The organism is Nocardioides montaniterrae (assembly GCF_054782655.1).
Map to the genome: position 1 here is coordinate 318,728 of NZ_BAAGSB010000003.1, position 15,075 is coordinate 333,802.

Annotated in this window: 19 protein-coding genes; 3 read left to right on the plus strand and 16 right to left on the minus strand. The window is 71.4% G+C overall.

Going from position 1 to position 15,075, the window contains the following annotated elements; genetic code table 11:
- Window positions 1-25: 25 nt before the first annotated feature.
- The 15 genes from ftsR to ACYVJ3_RS07780 all read right to left on the minus strand — a co-directional run bounded on the left by ftsR (window position 26) and on the right by ACYVJ3_RS07780 (window position 12,342).
- Window positions 26-778 carry a transcriptional regulator FtsR gene (gene ftsR, locus ACYVJ3_RS07710; protein WP_460852176.1) on the minus strand — a complete coding sequence of 251 codons (753 nt, stop codon included), beginning with the start codon at window positions 776-778 and terminating at the stop codon, window positions 26-28.
- 4 nt (window positions 779-782) lie between these two features.
- Entirely contained in the window at window positions 783-1,289 is a 507-nt protein-coding gene (locus tag ACYVJ3_RS07715; protein WP_460852178.1) for an FHA domain-containing protein, read from the minus strand.
- A gap of 90 nt (window positions 1,290-1,379) precedes the next feature.
- On the minus strand, window positions 1,380-1,766 hold the full coding sequence (gcvH, locus tag ACYVJ3_RS07720; protein ID WP_460852179.1) for a glycine cleavage system protein GcvH: 387 nt from the start codon (window positions 1,764-1,766) through the stop codon (window positions 1,380-1,382).
- Between the two features lie 70 nt (window positions 1,767-1,836).
- Entirely contained in the window at window positions 1,837-2,589 is a 753-nt protein-coding gene (locus tag ACYVJ3_RS07725) for a DUF881 domain-containing protein (protein WP_460852180.1), read from the minus strand.
- Window positions 2,582-2,914: a small basic family protein gene (locus ACYVJ3_RS07730; RefSeq protein WP_460852182.1), complete on the minus strand. Its 333-nt coding sequence runs from the start codon at window positions 2,912-2,914 to the stop codon at window positions 2,582-2,584. The genes ACYVJ3_RS07725 and ACYVJ3_RS07730 overlap by 8 nt, the downstream gene beginning before the upstream one ends.
- Window positions 2,911-3,774 carry a DUF881 domain-containing protein gene (locus ACYVJ3_RS07735; protein ID WP_460852183.1) on the minus strand — a complete coding sequence of 288 codons (864 nt, stop codon included), beginning with the start codon at window positions 3,772-3,774 and terminating at the stop codon, window positions 2,911-2,913. The genes ACYVJ3_RS07730 and ACYVJ3_RS07735 overlap by 4 nt, the downstream gene beginning before the upstream one ends.
- Before the next feature lie 8 nt (window positions 3,775-3,782).
- The gene (locus ACYVJ3_RS07740) at window positions 3,783-4,448 is read right to left on the minus strand and encodes a CDP-alcohol phosphatidyltransferase family protein (protein WP_460852185.1); all 666 of its coding nucleotides are present in this window, start codon (window positions 4,446-4,448) and stop codon (window positions 3,783-3,785) included.
- Window positions 4,445-5,518: a hemolysin family protein gene (locus tag ACYVJ3_RS07745; RefSeq protein WP_460852186.1), complete on the minus strand. Its 1,074-nt coding sequence runs from the start codon at window positions 5,516-5,518 to the stop codon at window positions 4,445-4,447. The genes ACYVJ3_RS07740 and ACYVJ3_RS07745 overlap by 4 nt, the downstream gene beginning before the upstream one ends.
- Window positions 5,515-6,861: a hemolysin family protein gene (locus ACYVJ3_RS07750; protein WP_460852187.1), complete on the minus strand. Its 1,347-nt coding sequence runs from the start codon at window positions 6,859-6,861 to the stop codon at window positions 5,515-5,517. The genes ACYVJ3_RS07745 and ACYVJ3_RS07750 overlap by 4 nt, the downstream gene beginning before the upstream one ends.
- A 144-nt stretch (window positions 6,862-7,005) precedes the next feature.
- Window positions 7,006-8,913 (minus strand): acetoacetate--CoA ligase, encoded by a 1,908-nt coding sequence (locus tag ACYVJ3_RS07755; RefSeq protein WP_460852188.1) that lies wholly within the window; start codon window positions 8,911-8,913, stop codon window positions 7,006-7,008.
- A 92-nt stretch (window positions 8,914-9,005) separates the two neighbouring features.
- Window positions 9,006-9,677: an acyltransferase gene (locus ACYVJ3_RS07760; protein WP_460852190.1), complete on the minus strand. Its 672-nt coding sequence runs from the start codon at window positions 9,675-9,677 to the stop codon at window positions 9,006-9,008.
- Window positions 9,678-9,705: 28 nt separating this feature from the next.
- Window positions 9,706-10,386 (minus strand): GAF and ANTAR domain-containing protein, encoded by a 681-nt coding sequence (locus ACYVJ3_RS07765; RefSeq protein WP_460852192.1) that lies wholly within the window; start codon window positions 10,384-10,386, stop codon window positions 9,706-9,708.
- Window positions 10,387-10,448: 62 nt separating this feature from the next.
- Window positions 10,449-10,598 carry a hypothetical protein gene (locus ACYVJ3_RS07770; RefSeq protein WP_460852193.1) on the minus strand — a complete coding sequence of 50 codons (150 nt, stop codon included), beginning with the start codon at window positions 10,596-10,598 and terminating at the stop codon, window positions 10,449-10,451.
- A gap of 92 nt (window positions 10,599-10,690) precedes the next feature.
- Entirely contained in the window at window positions 10,691-12,019 is a 1,329-nt protein-coding gene (locus tag ACYVJ3_RS07775; RefSeq protein ID WP_460852195.1) for a thiamine pyrophosphate-binding protein, read from the minus strand.
- Window positions 12,016-12,342, minus strand: coding sequence for a plasmid stabilization protein (locus ACYVJ3_RS07780; RefSeq protein ID WP_460852197.1), 327 nt, complete (start codon window positions 12,340-12,342; stop codon window positions 12,016-12,018). The genes ACYVJ3_RS07775 and ACYVJ3_RS07780 overlap by 4 nt, the downstream gene beginning before the upstream one ends.
- Window positions 12,343-12,390: 48 nt before the next feature.
- On the opposite strand from ACYVJ3_RS07780, the gene ACYVJ3_RS07785 reads away from it, so the two are divergent.
- A complete protein-coding gene (locus tag ACYVJ3_RS07785; RefSeq protein WP_460852198.1) occupies window positions 12,391-12,924 on the plus strand; it encodes a DUF6328 family protein in 534 nt (177 codons plus the stop codon).
- On the opposite strand, the gene ACYVJ3_RS07790 is transcribed toward ACYVJ3_RS07785, so the two are convergent.
- Window positions 12,910-13,152 (minus strand): DUF6458 family protein, encoded by a 243-nt coding sequence (locus ACYVJ3_RS07790; RefSeq protein ID WP_460852199.1) that lies wholly within the window; start codon window positions 13,150-13,152, stop codon window positions 12,910-12,912. The two genes, ACYVJ3_RS07785 and ACYVJ3_RS07790, sit on opposite strands and share 15 nt — an antisense overlap.
- Window positions 13,153-13,592: 440 nt before the next feature.
- On the opposite strand from ACYVJ3_RS07790, the gene ACYVJ3_RS07795 reads away from it, so the two are divergent.
- Together ACYVJ3_RS07795 and ACYVJ3_RS07800 are read left to right on the plus strand one after the other, a co-directional pair.
- Window positions 13,593-14,441, plus strand: coding sequence for a sigma-70 family RNA polymerase sigma factor (locus tag ACYVJ3_RS07795; protein ID WP_460852200.1), 849 nt, complete (start codon window positions 13,593-13,595; stop codon window positions 14,439-14,441).
- A 52-nt stretch (window positions 14,442-14,493) separates the two neighbouring features.
- A complete protein-coding gene (locus ACYVJ3_RS07800; RefSeq protein WP_460852202.1) occupies window positions 14,494-15,075 on the plus strand; it encodes a DUF2231 domain-containing protein in 582 nt (193 codons plus the stop codon).

Genomic DNA, 15,075 nt, shown 5'->3' on the forward strand with positions numbered 1-15,075 from the left:
AGCCTACGCGCATCGGATCAAGGGTTCAGGAGGACCGCAGGCCCTGCTTGACCAAGGTGGCGTGCAGACGCATGGCGAGCGCCGCGACCTCGGCCGCAGCGTCGTCGGCGCGAGCGCCGGCTGCGGTGTCGCGCGAACCGCGGATGGGTGCGGTGACCTGCTGGATCAGCCCGACCTCACGGTCGGCGGCCGAGCGGAACGCGCGGAGGTGGCGCGGTTCGAGACCGAAGTCGGCGAGCTCGCGAGCGGTGCGCGCGACGACGAGCGCATCGGAGCCGAAGTGGCCGGTCCGGCTCGCCGAGACCAGGCCGAAGCCCTCGAGCTCGGCGAGGACGTCCTCGGAGATCTCGGCGATCTTGACGAGCTCCTTGCGCGAGAGGTGCACGTCGTCATGACGGCGGAACTCCTCGGCGCCCGGCACACCGGTGGTCGCGAAGATCCCGGCGGGGACGGTCGGGGTGAGCGAGACGAGCGCCGGCGGCTCGAGACCGCGGTCCATGGCGTCGAGGTGCTCGGCGATCGTCTTGAGCTTGAGCTCGTGGTCGCGCTGCATCCGCAGGATGTAGGTCAGACGCTCGACGTCGGCCTCGGAGAACTTGCGGTAGCCCGCAGGGGTGCGCTCGGGCTTGATCAGCCCCTTGTCCTCCAGGAAGCGGATCTTGGGGATGGTGACGCTCGGGTAGTCGACCCGGAGCCGGTCGAGGACCTGCCCGATGTTGAGCAGGGCTGCGCCGCCGGCGGTCTCCCCCCGACCATGAACCGACTCGACTGCGGCCATCGACTCAGACGCCCTCGTGACCTGCGAAGTAGACGAGGCGGTACTTGCCGATCTGGACCTCGTCGCTGTCGGTCAGCTCGACCTTCTCGATCCGGTTGCGGTTGACGTAGGTGCCGTTGAGCGAGCCCGCGTCCTCGACCGTGAAGCCCGCCGGCGTACGCCGGAACAGCGCGTGCGACCGCGAGACGGTGACGTCGTCGAGGAAGATCGCGCTCTGCGGGTGGCGTCCCGCGGAGATCTCGTCCTGGTCGAGCAGGAACCGGCTTCCGGCGCCCGGACCCTTCTGCACGACCAGCAGCGCGTGCCCCACGGGCAGCGCGTCCACGGCCGCGGCGTCGACCGGGCTGAGCTGGCGGTCGGAGGTCTCGACCTTGTCGGCCCCGCCGAACTGCATGGTCGAGGTCACGTCGGCCGGCGCGGCCGACTCAGGCGTGACCAACCGGGTACCGCACTGCGAGCAGAACCGCGCGTCGTCGGGGTTCTGTCGACCGCAGTTGGTGCAGAACGGCATCAGCACTCCTCGGGGGTGCGCACGGGTGCGGGCGCTGGACCCTCACCCTCAGGCTTCGGTGGATGGTTCGAACCTACACCGTCGGGCAGATCAGGCGTCGAGACCGGCCTCGTAGGCAGCGGCGTCCATGAGCCCCTCGACCTGAGCACGGTCGGCCGGCACGATCTCGAACAGCCAGCCGTCGCCGTACGCGTCGCTGTTGACCAGCTCGGGCGTGGCGTCGAGCGCCTCGTTGCGGGCGACGACCTCGCCGGTGACCGGCGCGTACACGTCACTGACCGACTTGGTGGACTCCAGCTCGCCGCACGGCTCGCCTGCGGTGACCGTCGCGCCGACCTCGGGCAGGGAGACGTAGACGATGTCGCCGAGCGCGTCCTGGGCGAAGTCGGTGATGCCGACGCGGACCGAGCCCTCGGCGGTGCCGGGGTCGCGGACCCACTCGTGCTCGGCGGTGTACTTCAGCTCGGTGGGGTTCACGGACGGACTCCTCGGGTCGCTCGGGCGATGGGGCGCAACAGGGTGGAACGTTACTGGTCGATGACGCAGGTCACTCGTCGGGAGTGGCGTAGCGGGTGCGGTCCTTCGAGGCCACCGCCTCGATGTCGAGCGAGGACAGCTGGTCGACCTGGACGTCGGCCCCGTCGTCGTCGAGCTGCTGCTTGGGCCCGAGCGCGAAGTTCATCGCTCCGCTCAGGACGCCGGGGTCACCGATGACGTCGATGACGTACGGCGCCTGCACGATCTCGCCGTCGATCTCGAACCCGTCCGCGACGGGCTGGATCGAGGACTGCGCGACGACCCGCACCTTGCCGTTGACCTGGATCGCCTCGGCCCCGACGGTGCGCAGCTCCTCGATGGTGTCGAGCATCGAGGAGAGTCGGACGTGGGTGCCGTGCTCGGTGATCGTCACCCGGATGCCGGGCCCGGTCACCGGGACGAGGCCGGCCAGGATCTGCAGGTTGGCGACCTCGCCGTTGGCCTCGTCGAGGGCGGCCTGCTTGCGGGTCGTGTCGGTCTGCAGGCTCTCGCGCACCTTCTCGAGCCGGTTGATCTCGGCGTCTGCGCGCTGCCGGGTGCCGGCGAGGCCGTCGAGCAGGTCGATGAGGTCCTGCTGGTTGCGGCCGGTGTAGCTGTCGTTGGCGTCGGTGGCGCGGACCTGGGTCACGCCGGCGAAGCCGACCAGGCCGACCAGCAGGGCGACCACGACCTGGCGGCGCGACGGCCGCCGCAGGCCCGCCACGATCCGCTGGCGCGCGGTCGGCTTGGCATGGGTGTGGCCGTGGGCGTCGGGCTCAGGCATGGAACAGGTGGCGGCGGATGGCCGCGACGTTGGTGAAGATGCGGATGCCGAGCACGACGATCACGCCGGTCGAGAGCTGGCCGCCGACGCCGAGCCGGTCGCCGAGGTAGACGATGCCGGCCGCGATGACCACGTTGCTGAGGAACGAGACGACGAAGACCTTGTCGTCGAAGATGCCGTCGAGGTAGGCACGCAGGGCGCCGAACACGGCGTCCAGCGCGGCGACGACGGCGATCGGGAGATAGGGCTCCAGTCCGAGCGGGACGTCCGGCTTGACCACGAGTCCCAGCACGATGCCGACGACCAGTCCGAGCACCGCGATCATCTGTTCCTCGCCTTCTTGTGGTTCCCGCTCGTGTGATCCTCGCCCGCCAGCGCCTGCGCCGACAACAGCTTCAGCAGGCTTGCCGGGGCCGCGGCCATGGTGACCCGACCCACGTCGTGCAGGCCATAGCTGAAATCGTACTGACCGGCGAGCGCGACGAAGTCCTGCCCACCCGCCGACGTCAGGAAGTCGGCGGAGAGCGAGTCGGTGTCGCCGATGGCGAGCACCGTGTACGGCGGGGCGACGCCCACGCCGTTGACCTCGATGGCGGTGCCCGAGGTCCGGATGCCCGTACGCGCGGTGACGCGCTCGCCGTTGACGGTGATCGCCTCGGCGCCCGCACCCCACAGCGCATTGACCAGCAGCGCCACGTCGGAGTCGCGCACCTGGTTGTCACGGTCGGCGTACGGCGAGCTGGCGAGCGTGATGCGGAGCGCGGGTCCGCTCACGGCACCGAGCCCGGTGAGAGCGGCGTACGTCGCGTCGCGTGCCTTGGCCGCGCTGACCTGGGAGCCGAGCTTGGTCACCGAGCTGTCCGCCTTGGCGTTGTCGCTGCGCAGCCGGGCGAGCTGGCGCTCGGTCGCGGCGACCGAAGCCCGCCGTGCCTCGATGCGCTGGATCAGACCGGCGCGGCTGGCGTCGTCGACGCCGGCCTCACGGGAGTTCTGCACCGCGGCGACCGCGACGAGGAGGCCGAACAGGAGGGCCGCCACGACCGCTCCCCCGCGCAGCCGGGAGCTCGACGCCGAGGCACCGGCCGTCGTACGTCGCTCGCTCGCGGTCACGTAGTCCTCGTCCAAGGACTGCAGCGTGATCAGCGTCAGCAGCGGCGTTCGGGTCCGATCGAGTCGCTCCGGCATGGCAGTTCCTACGCGCCCAGCCCCTGTGGCGAGGCACGGCGCGGCTCGGTGGTGCGCAGGAGCTTGCGGACCTGCCAGGTGTAGAGGCAGCCGGCCCACCAGTACAGGCCGATGCCCCAGCCGGTGAACGCCCAGCCGAAGACCTTCGCCAGCGTCCCGACGGTGCCGTCGGTCCCTCCGAGCAGCAGCAGCGGGAAGGCGTAGAGCAGGTTGAACGTCGCGGCCTTGCCGAGGAAGTGGACCGGAAGCGCGCTGTAGCCGCGGGTGCGCAGCAGCGGGATCAGGCCCCACATGAGCAGGTCACGCAGCGGCAGGATGACCGCGACCCACCACGGCACGACGTGGCGCAGGGCCAGGCCGACGACCACGGCGAGGATGTAGAGCCGGTCGGCCACGGGGTCGAGGAGCTGTCCGAGGTCCGACTGCTGGTCGAGCTTGCGGGCCAGCCAGCCGTCGGCGAAGTCGGAGGCTCCGGAGAGCATCAGTACGCCGAGCGCCAGGCCGTCGAGCTCGGGACCGAGGACGAGCCAGAGGAACACCGGGATCAGCAGCAGGCGCAGCACGCTGATCAGGTTCGGCACCGTGAGGACGCGGCCACCGGCGCGCTCGGCGCTGCTCGTCGACTCGGGCACCACGTCGCTCACCCTAGTGGTCTGCTCGCCGCGATCCCTCATGCCGTCACACCCGGCGTCTCCTCGGAGTGGGCGCCGTCGCGGATCTCGCCGACGAGCTCCTCGATGACGTCCTCCAAGGCCGCGATGCCGAGCGTCGTGCCCTGCTCGTCGACGACGCGCGCCATGTGCGCACCGCGGCGCTGCAGGACCTCGAGCGCGTCGTGCAGCGGGCTGTCGAGCCGGACCGTCGCGAACGGACGGATCCAGCGGTCGGCGATGGGTCGCAGCCGGCGTACCTCATCGGGCTCGAGCACGTCCTTGATGTGGAGGTAGCCGACCAGCTGGTCACCCTCGGCTGCGCTCTCGTCCCGCACCGGGAAGCGGCTGTAGCCGGTCGCCGCGCACTGCGCCTCGACGTCCGCGCCGCTGGCACCGCGCGCGACGGTCGCCAGCGACTCCGGCGCCATCATCACCTCGGCGATGGTGCGCTCGGTGAAGTCGAGGGCACCGGAGAGCCGGGCGGCCTCCCCTTCGTCGAGCAGGCCCTCGCCGCGCGACTCCTCGACCAGCGCCGCCACCTCCTCGCGGGTGAAGCTGCTGCCGACCTCGTCCTTGGGCTCGATCCGGAAGAGCTTGAGGATCATCCGGGCGATCGCGTCGAGGGCGATGATCAGCGGCTTGAGCACGGTGACCAGTGCCAGCATCGGCGGGGCCAGGATCAGGACGGCGCGCTCGGGCCCGGCGATGGTGATGTTCTTGGGGACCATCTCGCCGAACACGACGTGGCAGAACGCCACCACCGTCAGGGCGATGAGGAAGCCGACGACGTGGATCGCGTCCTCGGGCAGGTGGACCTTCTCGAAGAGCGGCTCGATGAGGTGCGAGACCGCCGGCTCGGCGATCGCACCGAGCACCAGCGAGCAGAGCGTGACGCCGAGCTGGATGCCGGCGATCATCAGCGGCATCCGCTCGAGGGCCTGCAGCGTCGTGCGCGCCAACCGTGAGCCGGCCCGGGCCTTGGGCTCGATCTGGCTGCGTCGGGCCGAGATCAGCGAGAACTCGGCCGCGACGAAGAAGGCGTTGCCCGCCAGCAGCAGGACGGCGAGCACGAGCGAGAGGAGCGGGCTCATGGCTGCTCCCCCTCGGGTGCGCTGCTGACCCGCAGCGAGAGCCGGTCGATGCGCAGGCCGTCCATGTGCTCGACGGTCAGGGTGGCCGTGCGGTCGGGCTCGTCCTCGTCGACCTTGGGCAGCTCGACCGTGGCGACGTCACCGGCGCCGGGCACCCGCCCGAGCACCTTGAGCGCCAGGCCCGCGATGGTGTCGTAGTCCTCGTCCTCGGGCAGCGGAACGCCGGTCAGGTCCTCCACCTCGTCGGGGCGCAGCATCCCCGAGAGCGACCAGCTCCCGTCGCGACGAAGGCGGCCGCGCGCGCCGAGCCGGTCGTGCTCGTCGGAGATGTCACCGACGATCTCCTCCACGACGTCCTCGAGGGTCACGATGCCGGCGTGGTCGCCGTACTCGTCCACCACGACGGCGAGCTGGAACCCGTCGGCGCGCAGGAGCTTCAGGAGGGGATCCAGGCGCAGCGTCTCGGGCACGACGATCGGCCGCATCATCAGGTGCTTGACGCGGACCGTCGGGCGCTCGCCGATCGGCAGCGCGACCGCGTTCTTGACGTGGACCGTGCCGACGACGGCGTCCCGCTCGTCGAGTACCGGGAAGCGCGAGTGACCGGTCTCGCGGGCCAGCGCGATCACCGCGTCGGCGCGGTCGTTCTCCTCCAGGCTGCGGGTGCGAACCCGGGGCGTCATGATCTCGCCGGCCGTGCGGCTGCCGAACTCCACCGAGCGCTCCATCAGCTCGGCGGTGTCGGCGTCGAGCGTGCCGACGTCGGCGCTGCGCTGGATCAGGCTGGCCAGCTCGGCCGAGCTGCGCGCGGAGCGCAGCTCCTCCTGCGGCTCGATCCCGAGGCGGCGTACGACGGCGTTGGCGCTGCCGTTGAGCACCTTGATGGGCAGCGTGAACAGGGTGGTGAACAGGCGCATCGGCCCCTGCAGCGTGCGTGCCGTGCCGAGCGGGAGCGCGAGGGCGATGTTCTTGGGGACCAGCTCGCCGATCAGCATCGTGAAGACGGTGCTCAGGGTCAGCGCGACCGCCACCGAGACCGGTCCGACGGCGCCGGCGGGGAGGCCGGTCGCGCCGAGCGGGCCGTCGATGATGTCGGCGATCGCCGGCTGGGCCAGGAAGCCGATCGCGAGGTTGGTCAGCGTGATGCCGACCTGGGCCCCGGAGAGCTGGGTCGAGAGCGTGCGCAGCGCCCGCTGCACGCCGACCGCCGAGCCGTCGCCGGCCGCGGCCGCCTTGTCGACGCGTGCGCGGTCGACCGTGACGAAGGCGAACTCGGCGGCCACGAACGCCCCGCAGGCGAGGACCAGGAGGATGGCGAGTCCCAGCAGGAGCCAGGCGGTCATCGAAGTCCTTGTCGTGCGGGGGTCGGGTCGAGCGCCACTCTATCGGCGCACCCGCGACATGTAACTCGGTGTTGCGTGCACTACCCGGGCGTTGTGTGCACTACCCGGGTTGTCGACCGCCCTGGCAGAGCACAGGACACGTAGTTACACGTCGCCGCGACGGGCGCTGCCGATCCCGGCGTACCACTCGAGCAGCTCGGGGGCGTCCACGCTGCCGGGGTCGAGGGCACCGGAGAGATCCTGACCGAGCAGCACCTTCTTGACGGGGACCTCGAGCTTCTTGCCGGTGCGGGTGTGCGGGATGCCCGGAGCGGCGTACACCTCGTCGGGGACGTGGCGACGTGACGCGTGGGTGCTGATCGCGTCCTTGATGCGCGCCTGCAGCGCGTCGTCGAGAACGGCACCGTCGGCGAGCACCACGAACAGCGGCATCCAGTAGCCGCCGCCGTGCTCCTCGACACCGATGACGAGCGCCTCCTTGATCTCGGGGAGCGCCTCGACCGGCTCGTAGATGTCGGCGCTGCCCATCCGGATGCCGTTGCGGTTGAGTGTCGCGTCGGAACGGCCGTGGATGACCACCGAGCCGTGGTCGGTCAGGGTGATCCAGTCGCCGTGGCGCCACACGCCGGGGTAGGTGTCGAAGTAGGCGTCGCGGTAGCGGGAGCCGTCGGGATCGGCCCAGAAGTGGACCGGCATCGACGGCATCGGGCGGGTGATGACGAGCTCGCCGACCTCGCCGCGCACGCTCCTCCCGGCCGGGTCGAACGCGTCGACGGCGACACCGAGGCAGGGACGCGACAGCTCCCCCGGCCACACCGGCACGGTCGGCACCGGGCCGACGAACGCGCTCACCACGTCGGTGCCACCGCTGATCGAGCAGATCTGCACCTCGGGCCCGAGCTCGTCCTGCAACGCCTCGTGGCTGGTCGCCGGGAAGGCAGACCCGGAGATGCCGACCCGCTTCAGCCGGTTCAGGTCGTGACCGGACGGACCGACGCCGGCCTTCTGGCACGCCGCGACGTAGCCCGGGCTCATGCCGAGCGCGGTGACGCCGTGCTCGGCCGCGAGCGACCAGAGCCGATCGGTGACGGGGTACGCCGGGCTGCCGTCGTACGCGACGATCGAGGCGCCGGTGAGGAGCCCGCCGACGTTGAAGTTCCACATCATCCAGCTGGGCGTGGTGTACCAGAGCAGGCGGTCGCCCGGCCCCAGGTCGAAGTGCAGTGCGGCGACCTTCGCCTGCTCGAGCAGAGCGCCGCCGTGGCTGTGCACCAGACCCTTCGGCTTGCCCGTCGTGCCCGAGGAGAACAGCACCCAGAGCGGGTGGTCGAACGGGACGTCACGCGGGGCGAAGTCCACGCCACCGGACGTGGCGCCGCGCCACTGGGCGCTGGCGATGTCGAGCCTGGCGCGCAGCGTCGGCAACGCCGCCGCGATCTCGGCGACGACGTCGCTGCGGGCATGGGTGCGGCCGCCGTTGACGTACGCCGACGCGTGCACCAACACCTTCGGCTCGAGCTGCTCGAAGCGGGCGCATGCGGCCGAGGCGGCGTAGTCCATCCCGCACACCGACCAGGTGGCCCCCAGGCTCACGGTGGCCAGCAGCGCGACGATCGCCTCGGCACCGTTGGGCAGGTAGCCGACGACGCGATCACCCTCCCCCACGCCGAGCTGCTCGAAGGCGGCCGCCAGCGAGGCGACCTGGTCGCGCAGCTCGCGCCAGGTGAGGGTGCGCGTCGCGTCGGGGTCCTCCGTCGCGGCGACGACAGCGACCGCGTCGTCGGGGCGGTCGCGGAAGACGGCGGCGGCGTAGTTGACGCGCGCCTGCGGGAACCAGACCGCGCCCGGCATCCGCTCCTCGGCCAGTGCCGGCCCGGGGAGGTCCTCGCCGACGAAGCTCGCCACGGCCCGCCAGAAGGTGTCCAGATCCTCGACGGACCAGCGCCACAGGTCGTCGTACTCCTCGGCCCGGGAGGCGCGCAGCCGCCTCCCCGCGAGCACGGACGCGTGCTCGGCGAACTCCTCGACCCGGGTGCGGCGATCGGTGCTCATACGGGCACCCTAGCCCCGCCGGTTAATGGTTGTTAACCCCCGTTCGGGGCCCTTCCGGCGACCTCCGCGGCCCGTGCGGCCGCGCAGCGCGCTCACGGGAGGACGACCTCCGGGACCACGGCCTCCACCACGAGCGGCCGCGCGGACACCCAGCCGTCGAGGCCGTCGTACTGCCGCAGGACCCGGGCGGGCACCCCGCCGACGACGGTGTGGTCGGGCACGTCGCCACGCACCACCGAGCCGGCGGCGACGACCACGTTCCGACCGATCGTGGTGCCGGGCAGGATCATCGCGCCGTGGCCGATCCAGGAGCCCGAGCCGATTCGCACCGGCTGGTGGGCGCCGAACTGCTGGCCGATCGGTCGCTCGGGGTCGGCGTACCCGTGGCTGGCGTCGGAGACGAACACGTCCTGGCCGAACCAGACGTCGTCGCCGATCTCGATCGACTCGTGGGCGGTGATGCACGCGCGCGCCCCGATGACGCAGCGCTCGCCGATGACCAGCCCGCGCTGGGGAAGGACCGCCTGGGTCGGCCCGTAGCCGACCGAGAGCACGGAGTACTTGCCGACCAAGGTGGCCGCACCGATGTGCATGCCGGCGACGCCGTACAACGTGTTGAGCGGGAACGCCAGGCATGCGCCCTCACCGAGGTGACCGAACTCCTCGGCCAGCTCCGTGCCGGGGGCGATGACGCCGACGCGCTCCGCCCAGCTCCATGCGGCGAGCACGCCGCGGTTCAGGACCCTCCGGACGCTGCGTCGCACCTTCGGAAACTACCAGCGACGTACGCCGTCACTCCTCGGGCAGGCGCCGCGTGTCGACGAGCTCGCGAGCGACCTCGGTCAGCTTGACGTTGTGCTCCTGGGAGTAGCGACGCAGCACCGCGAACGCCTGCTGGTCGTCGAGCGCGAAGCGTTCCATCAAGATGCCCTGCGCCTGACCGACCAGCTTGCGCCCGTCGATCGCCCGGTTGAGGGACTCCTCGTGACGGGCCGAGGCGAGCGCGACGGATGCGTGCCGACCGACGATCTCGGCGATAGCGAACGTGTTGGAGTCGAACGTCCCGGGGGTGCGGGCGTAGAACGTGATCGCACCCTGCGTGGAGGTGGCGGTCCACAGACGCACGGCGAGGGCGCTGCGGATGCCCAGCTCCTCGGCGGCCTCACCCCATGCCTGGCACTGTGCCTCGCGCACGTCGCGGACGTGGATCGTGCGCTGCTCCGTGACGGCGCGCCAGGCGGGACCGGCTTGGTACTCCAGCTGCAGCTGGTCGGCCTTCTCCGCCGACAGGTCCGAGCCCGGGCCCGCCTCGCAGAGCCGGCCCCTGCGGGTCAGCAGGACGCCGGCAGAATCGCTGCCGACGAGTGCGGGCGCGGCCGCGACCAGCAGGTCCAGCGTCTCCTCGACGCCCTCTTGGTTGTGCAGGTCGTGCGCCAGGTCGGCAAAGGCGTCGCCGATGTTGTTCTCGACCAACGAAGGCCTCCGAGCGGGGTGTATGGGGTGCTTCCATTCTTCCCCGCATGTCAAGGACCTCGTCACTCGTCTCGGCCGCTGGCGAACACCTCCCGCGCCTTCGCGCGCAGCCCCTGGCGGACCACGCCCCAGCGTCGTTCGTCGCCCTTCGCCAGGGCCGCCGCGGTGTTCCGCATCTGGTCGAGATCGGCGTGCGGCGGGATGGGCGGCACGTCCGGATCGACGTGTACGTCGAGCAGCGCGGGACCGCCGCAGGAGAGGGCCTCGTCCCACGCCGGACCGACCTGCTCGGCCTCGGTGACGGTCAGCGCCGTGAACCCGAGCGAGCGCGCGAACGCGGCGTAGTCTTGGCGCCGACGGCGTACGGGACCGCGCAGCCCATCGTGGCGAGCGTTCCCGAGAGCGTCCCGCGCATGCCCTCGCGGAAGCGGAGGACACGGGCGTACCAGTTGGCCGACGACCCGGCGTCCGCGGTGACGATCACGTCGTCGGGCAGGCGAGCGGAGAGCTCGCTGAACAGCCGCATCGGGTTGACCGGGTCGGCGGGAGCGGCAGCCTCGGAGGCCATGGCGCCCCACCAGCGCTCGACGTTGTGCTCGACCGTCTCCTGCCACGAGCGGTCCGCCTTGCGCTCCAGCCTCGGCACGAGCGCCGCAAGGGTACGCCGGGCGTCGCCGACGAGGTTGATCTCGAACGGGTAGCGCATCCCGATCATGGTCGGGTCCGCGTCGATCTGGATCGCCCGCGCCGCGTCGTACGCCGGCAGGAACTGGCTGTAGGGGAAGCTCGACCCGACCACCAGGAGCGTGTCGGAGTCACGCATCAGCTCATAGCTCGGCCGAGTGCCGAGCAGCCCGATGGAGCCCGTGACGAACGGGACGTCGTCGCCGATCACGTCCTTTCCGAGCAGCGCCTTCGCCACCCCGGCTCCGAGGATGTCGGCGACCTGCCGGACCTCGGCGGCGGCGCCCCGGGCGCCGGAGCCGACCAGCAGGGCGACCCTCTCCCCCGCGTTGAGCAGCGCGGCGGCGCGGTCGAGCGCCTCGTCGTCGGGACAGGCGCGCGGGAGCTCGCTCTCGGCGGCGCTGGACGGGACCATCTTGAACGCGTGACCCGGCGGGACGTGCTCGAGGTCCTGCACGTCCGACGGCACGATGACGACGGTCGGGGCACGCCGCGCGGTGGCCACCCGGATCGCCCGGTCGAGCACCGCCGGCAGCTGCTCGGGCACCACGACGGTCTCGACGTACTCCGCGACGTCGCTGAAGAGCGCGGGGAGGTCGACCTCCTGCTGGTAGGAGCCACCGAGCGCCGTGCGCGCGGTCTGCCCGACGACGGCCAGGACCGGCACGTGATCAAGCTTGGCGTCGTACAGGCCGTTGAGGAGGTGGATCGCACCCGGCCCGGAGGTGGCCATGCAGACCCCGAGACGGTCGCTGAGCTTGGCGTAGCCCACCGCCTCGAAGGCCGCCATCTCCTCGTGGCGCGCCTGGATGAACCGGGGACGGTCATCGGCGCGCCCGAAGGCCCCGATCAGGCCGTTGATCCCGTCACCGGGGTAGCCGAAGACCTCGGTGACGCCCCACTCCCGCAGGCGTTCGAGGATGAAGTCGGAGACCTGCACCCGGCTCATCGCCCGACGGCGCGCTCGAGCTCGGCCTTGCTCATCGTGGACCGGCCCTTGATGTTCTTCTTGCGCGCCTCGGCGTAGAGCTGGTCGCGGGTTCGCCCACCCTCGCCCTTGTGCGAGCGGAGGCCGCCCCTGCGGCCCGAGGAGATGTCGTGGGTCGAGCTCCGGCTCGCCGTCCGGCTCTCGCCGTGGCGGGCCCGCTCCTTGTTGACGGTGCGCGAGGCGATCTCCTCGGCCTCGTCCTCGTCGTGCCCGCGGTCCTCGAGGCCGTCCTTGATGTGCTCGTACTGGCGCTCGCGCTTCTTGCTCCAAGCCTTCTGCGGCATCCTGCTCACCTCTCGATCTGCGTCGATGTGCGTCGATCTGCTCGTTCGGTGCCTGTCGCGGCCGTACCCGGCGGCGTACGGCGCATGCACCGCTCGTACGCCGGGAACCGGGCCCGCATGGTGCGCCCCGATCCCGATGACCCCGACGTCCAGGACCGCAACTGGAACGAGCTGCTGCAGGAGCTGCGGGTCAGCCAGACCGGCGTACAGCTGTTGTCCGGGTTCCTGCTGACCGTGCCGTTCTCGAACCGGTTCGAGGCGCTCGACGGCGTGCAGCGCGCGACGTACGTCCTGGTCTTCACCGGCGCGATGGTGGCCACCGCGCTGCTGGTCGCACCGGTGGCGTTCCACCGGGTGCTGTTCCGGCACCAGCGGCGTCGCTGGCTGATCGAGGCCGCGAACATCTGCGCCCGCCTGGGCTTGTGCACCCTCGCGCTGACGACCAGCGGAGTCTTCTTCCTGGTGGTCGACGTGGTGACGACCCGCCCGCTCGCGCTCACGGCGTTCGCGGGCGCGGCCGTCACCTTCGTGCTGCTCTGGCTCCTCGTCCCGGCAGCCGCACGACGATCAGCGGACCGCTGAGTCGTCGTGGTGCACGACGGTCGAGTCCCTCCGGTCGACCTCGACGCGGCGACGCGACGCCATCGCACCGAAGATCAGCGAGAGCACGATCGACAGCGCGCCGACCACGACCAGCAGCCAGCCGAGCTCGTGGTCATCCACGCGCGGGATGTCGTAGTTGACGACGTCCAGCACCAGGATCAGCCCCGCCAGGACCAGCACCACTCCTACTCCGATACCCATCTGCATCCATCTCCTTCCTCGTGAGCCGGCATGCCAGGAGCGCCTTGGCCTCCTCCGCACCGCGGACGGCGCCGGACTGTGCGCGGGCGAAGAGATCCGCCGCCTGCGCGTCGCCCGACCTGCGCGCGTCCTCGATGTAGCCCTCCAGTCGAGCCGCGCTGCGCAGGCAGGTCGCGACGAACCGGATGAGGTCGTAGTCCTTGTCGGCGGTCCCGGTGATGATGCCGGCCTCGACGAGCTCTTCCATCGAGCCTCCGTCGATCGGTGGATGGCAGCACCTGCGGCTGCCCCGTCCCCTCACCGCTACCCGAGGCATGGACAGACATGCGCGGACCCGGGTCTTGGCATCGACCCCGGCCAGCGATAACGTCGGAGATGTCCGCGCAGCAGCGCAACCAGCCCGCTTGAGAAGAAGGTGGGCACCGCACGGCCCCTGAGGGGGAACCATGCAGGACACAGCACAGCTCCACACAGCGCAGGCCGAGGCGCCGACCCGGCCCGCACCTGATTCGAAGATGTCCGCGAGCCGCCGTCGTCGGCGCGCGGAGACCGCCGCGCTCCTGGCTCGGGCGCGGGACGCAGCGACTCCGCAGGAGCGCAAGGAAGCACTCGACGCCGTCGTCGAGCTCAACATGGAAGTGGCGCACACGCTCGCGTCGCGCTACGCCGGCCGAGGCATTCCGCTGGAGGACCTCGACCAGGTCGCCTACGCCGCCCTCACCCGGGCCGCCCGCGACTTCGACTCCGAGCGGTCCGAGGAGTTCCTGGCGTACGCCGTACCCACCATCCGCGGCGAGGTGAAGAAGTTCTTCCGTGACCACGGCTGGACGGTGCGTCCGCCGCGCCGGGTCCAGGAGCTGCAGGCCGCGGCGTTCGCGGCCCGCTCGCTGCTGGAGCAGGAGACCGGCCGCGAGCCGGACCTCGCCCGGATCGCCGAGGAGATCGGTGAGCCGCTTGCCGATGTGGAGCAGGCCATGGCGGCAGACGGATGCTTCTCGCCCACGTCCCTGGACCGTCCGGTCGCCGACGAGTCGGCGATGTCGCTCGGCGAGCTGCTTCCTGATGTGGAGGCCGGCTTCGAGTCGGCCGAGGCACGCGTGATGCTCGCACCGATCCTCCGCGAGCTGGCGCCTCGCGACCAGAAGATCCTGCGGCTGCGGTTCTACGACGGTCTCACCCAGAAGGAGATCGGCGCGCAGATCGGCGTCACCCAGATGCAGGTCTCGCGGCTGATCACCCGCATCCTCGGTGACATGCGTCGTGCGCTGGAGGGCAAGGGCCGCACCGCGGCCTGAACCCGCCCGCCCGGAGACGCATGGGGAAGGTCGGCACGGGTACGGCGGCACCATGACCACCGTCGAGACCCGTGCCGACCTCCTCTCCCGCCTCGCCGAGTCCCCTGCGGCGAGAGCACTCGAGCCGGCGTACGAACGCCTCGGTGAGGCGTTGCGCTCCTCCGGCCTCGCCGAACGCCTCGAGGGCGGCGGGCTGATGGGGCACTCCGCCCACCCGGTCCTCACCGACGTACCGGTCGGCCTGTGGACCGCGACCAGCGTGCTCGACATCCTGGGCGGCCCGAAGTCGCACCGCGCCGCAGCGATCCTCTGCACGCTCGGTGTCGTCAGCGCCGCGCCGACAGCCGCCACCGGGTTGGCCGACTGGACGCGGCTCGAGGGCGAGTCTCGCCGTCTCGGCGTCCTCCACGCTGCCGGGAACGCCCTCGCCGTCACGCTGTACGCCGAGTCCGCGTGGCGCCGTCTGCGGGGTCGCCACCTGCGCGCGACCGCATCGGCGCTCCTGGGCGGCGTGGTGATGACCGCTGCCGGCTACCTCGGCGGCGAGCTGGCGCTCAACCGCGGCGCTGCGGCGCGCCGGCCGGCGTACGACCGCATGACGCCGCCCGCGCCGGGTACGGCCCCGACTCCCTGA

Coding starts and splice junctions, on each gene's coding strand:
- ACYVJ3_RS07775 (WP_460852195.1), bottom strand. CDS start 12,019: ATGAGCCGGGTGCAGGTCTCCGACTTCATCCTCGAACGCCTGCGGGAG.
- ACYVJ3_RS07795 (WP_460852200.1), top strand. CDS start 13,593: ATGCAGGACACAGCACAGCTCCACACAGCGCAGGCCGAGGCGCCGACC.
- ACYVJ3_RS07715 (WP_460852178.1), bottom strand. CDS start 1,289: ATGCCGTTCTGCACCAACTGCGGTCGACAGAACCCCGACGACGCGCGG.
- ACYVJ3_RS07750 (WP_460852187.1), bottom strand. CDS start 6,861: ATGACCGCCTGGCTCCTGCTGGGACTCGCCATCCTCCTGGTCCTCGCC.
- ACYVJ3_RS07735 (WP_460852183.1), bottom strand. CDS start 3,774: ATGCCGGAGCGACTCGATCGGACCCGAACGCCGCTGCTGACGCTGATC.
- ACYVJ3_RS07800 (WP_460852202.1), top strand. CDS start 14,494: ATGACCACCGTCGAGACCCGTGCCGACCTCCTCTCCCGCCTCGCCGAG.
- ACYVJ3_RS07730 (WP_460852182.1), bottom strand. CDS start 2,914: ATGATCGCGGTGCTCGGACTGGTCGTCGGCATCGTGCTGGGACTCGTG.
- ftsR (WP_460852176.1), bottom strand. CDS start 778: ATGGCCGCAGTCGAGTCGGTTCATGGTCGGGGGGAGACCGCCGGCGGC.
- ACYVJ3_RS07780 (WP_460852197.1), bottom strand. CDS start 12,342: ATGCCGCAGAAGGCTTGGAGCAAGAAGCGCGAGCGCCAGTACGAGCAC.
- ACYVJ3_RS07740 (WP_460852185.1), bottom strand. CDS start 4,448: ATGAGGGATCGCGGCGAGCAGACCACTAGGGTGAGCGACGTGGTGCCC.
- ACYVJ3_RS07745 (WP_460852186.1), bottom strand. CDS start 5,518: ATGAGCCCGCTCCTCTCGCTCGTGCTCGCCGTCCTGCTGCTGGCGGGC.
- ACYVJ3_RS07755 (WP_460852188.1), bottom strand. CDS start 8,913: ATGAGCACCGATCGCCGCACCCGGGTCGAGGAGTTCGCCGAGCACGCG.
- ACYVJ3_RS07725 (WP_460852180.1), bottom strand. CDS start 2,589: ATGCCTGAGCCCGACGCCCACGGCCACACCCATGCCAAGCCGACCGCG.
- ACYVJ3_RS07790 (WP_460852199.1), bottom strand. CDS start 13,152: ATGCAGATGGGTATCGGAGTAGGAGTGGTGCTGGTCCTGGCGGGGCTG.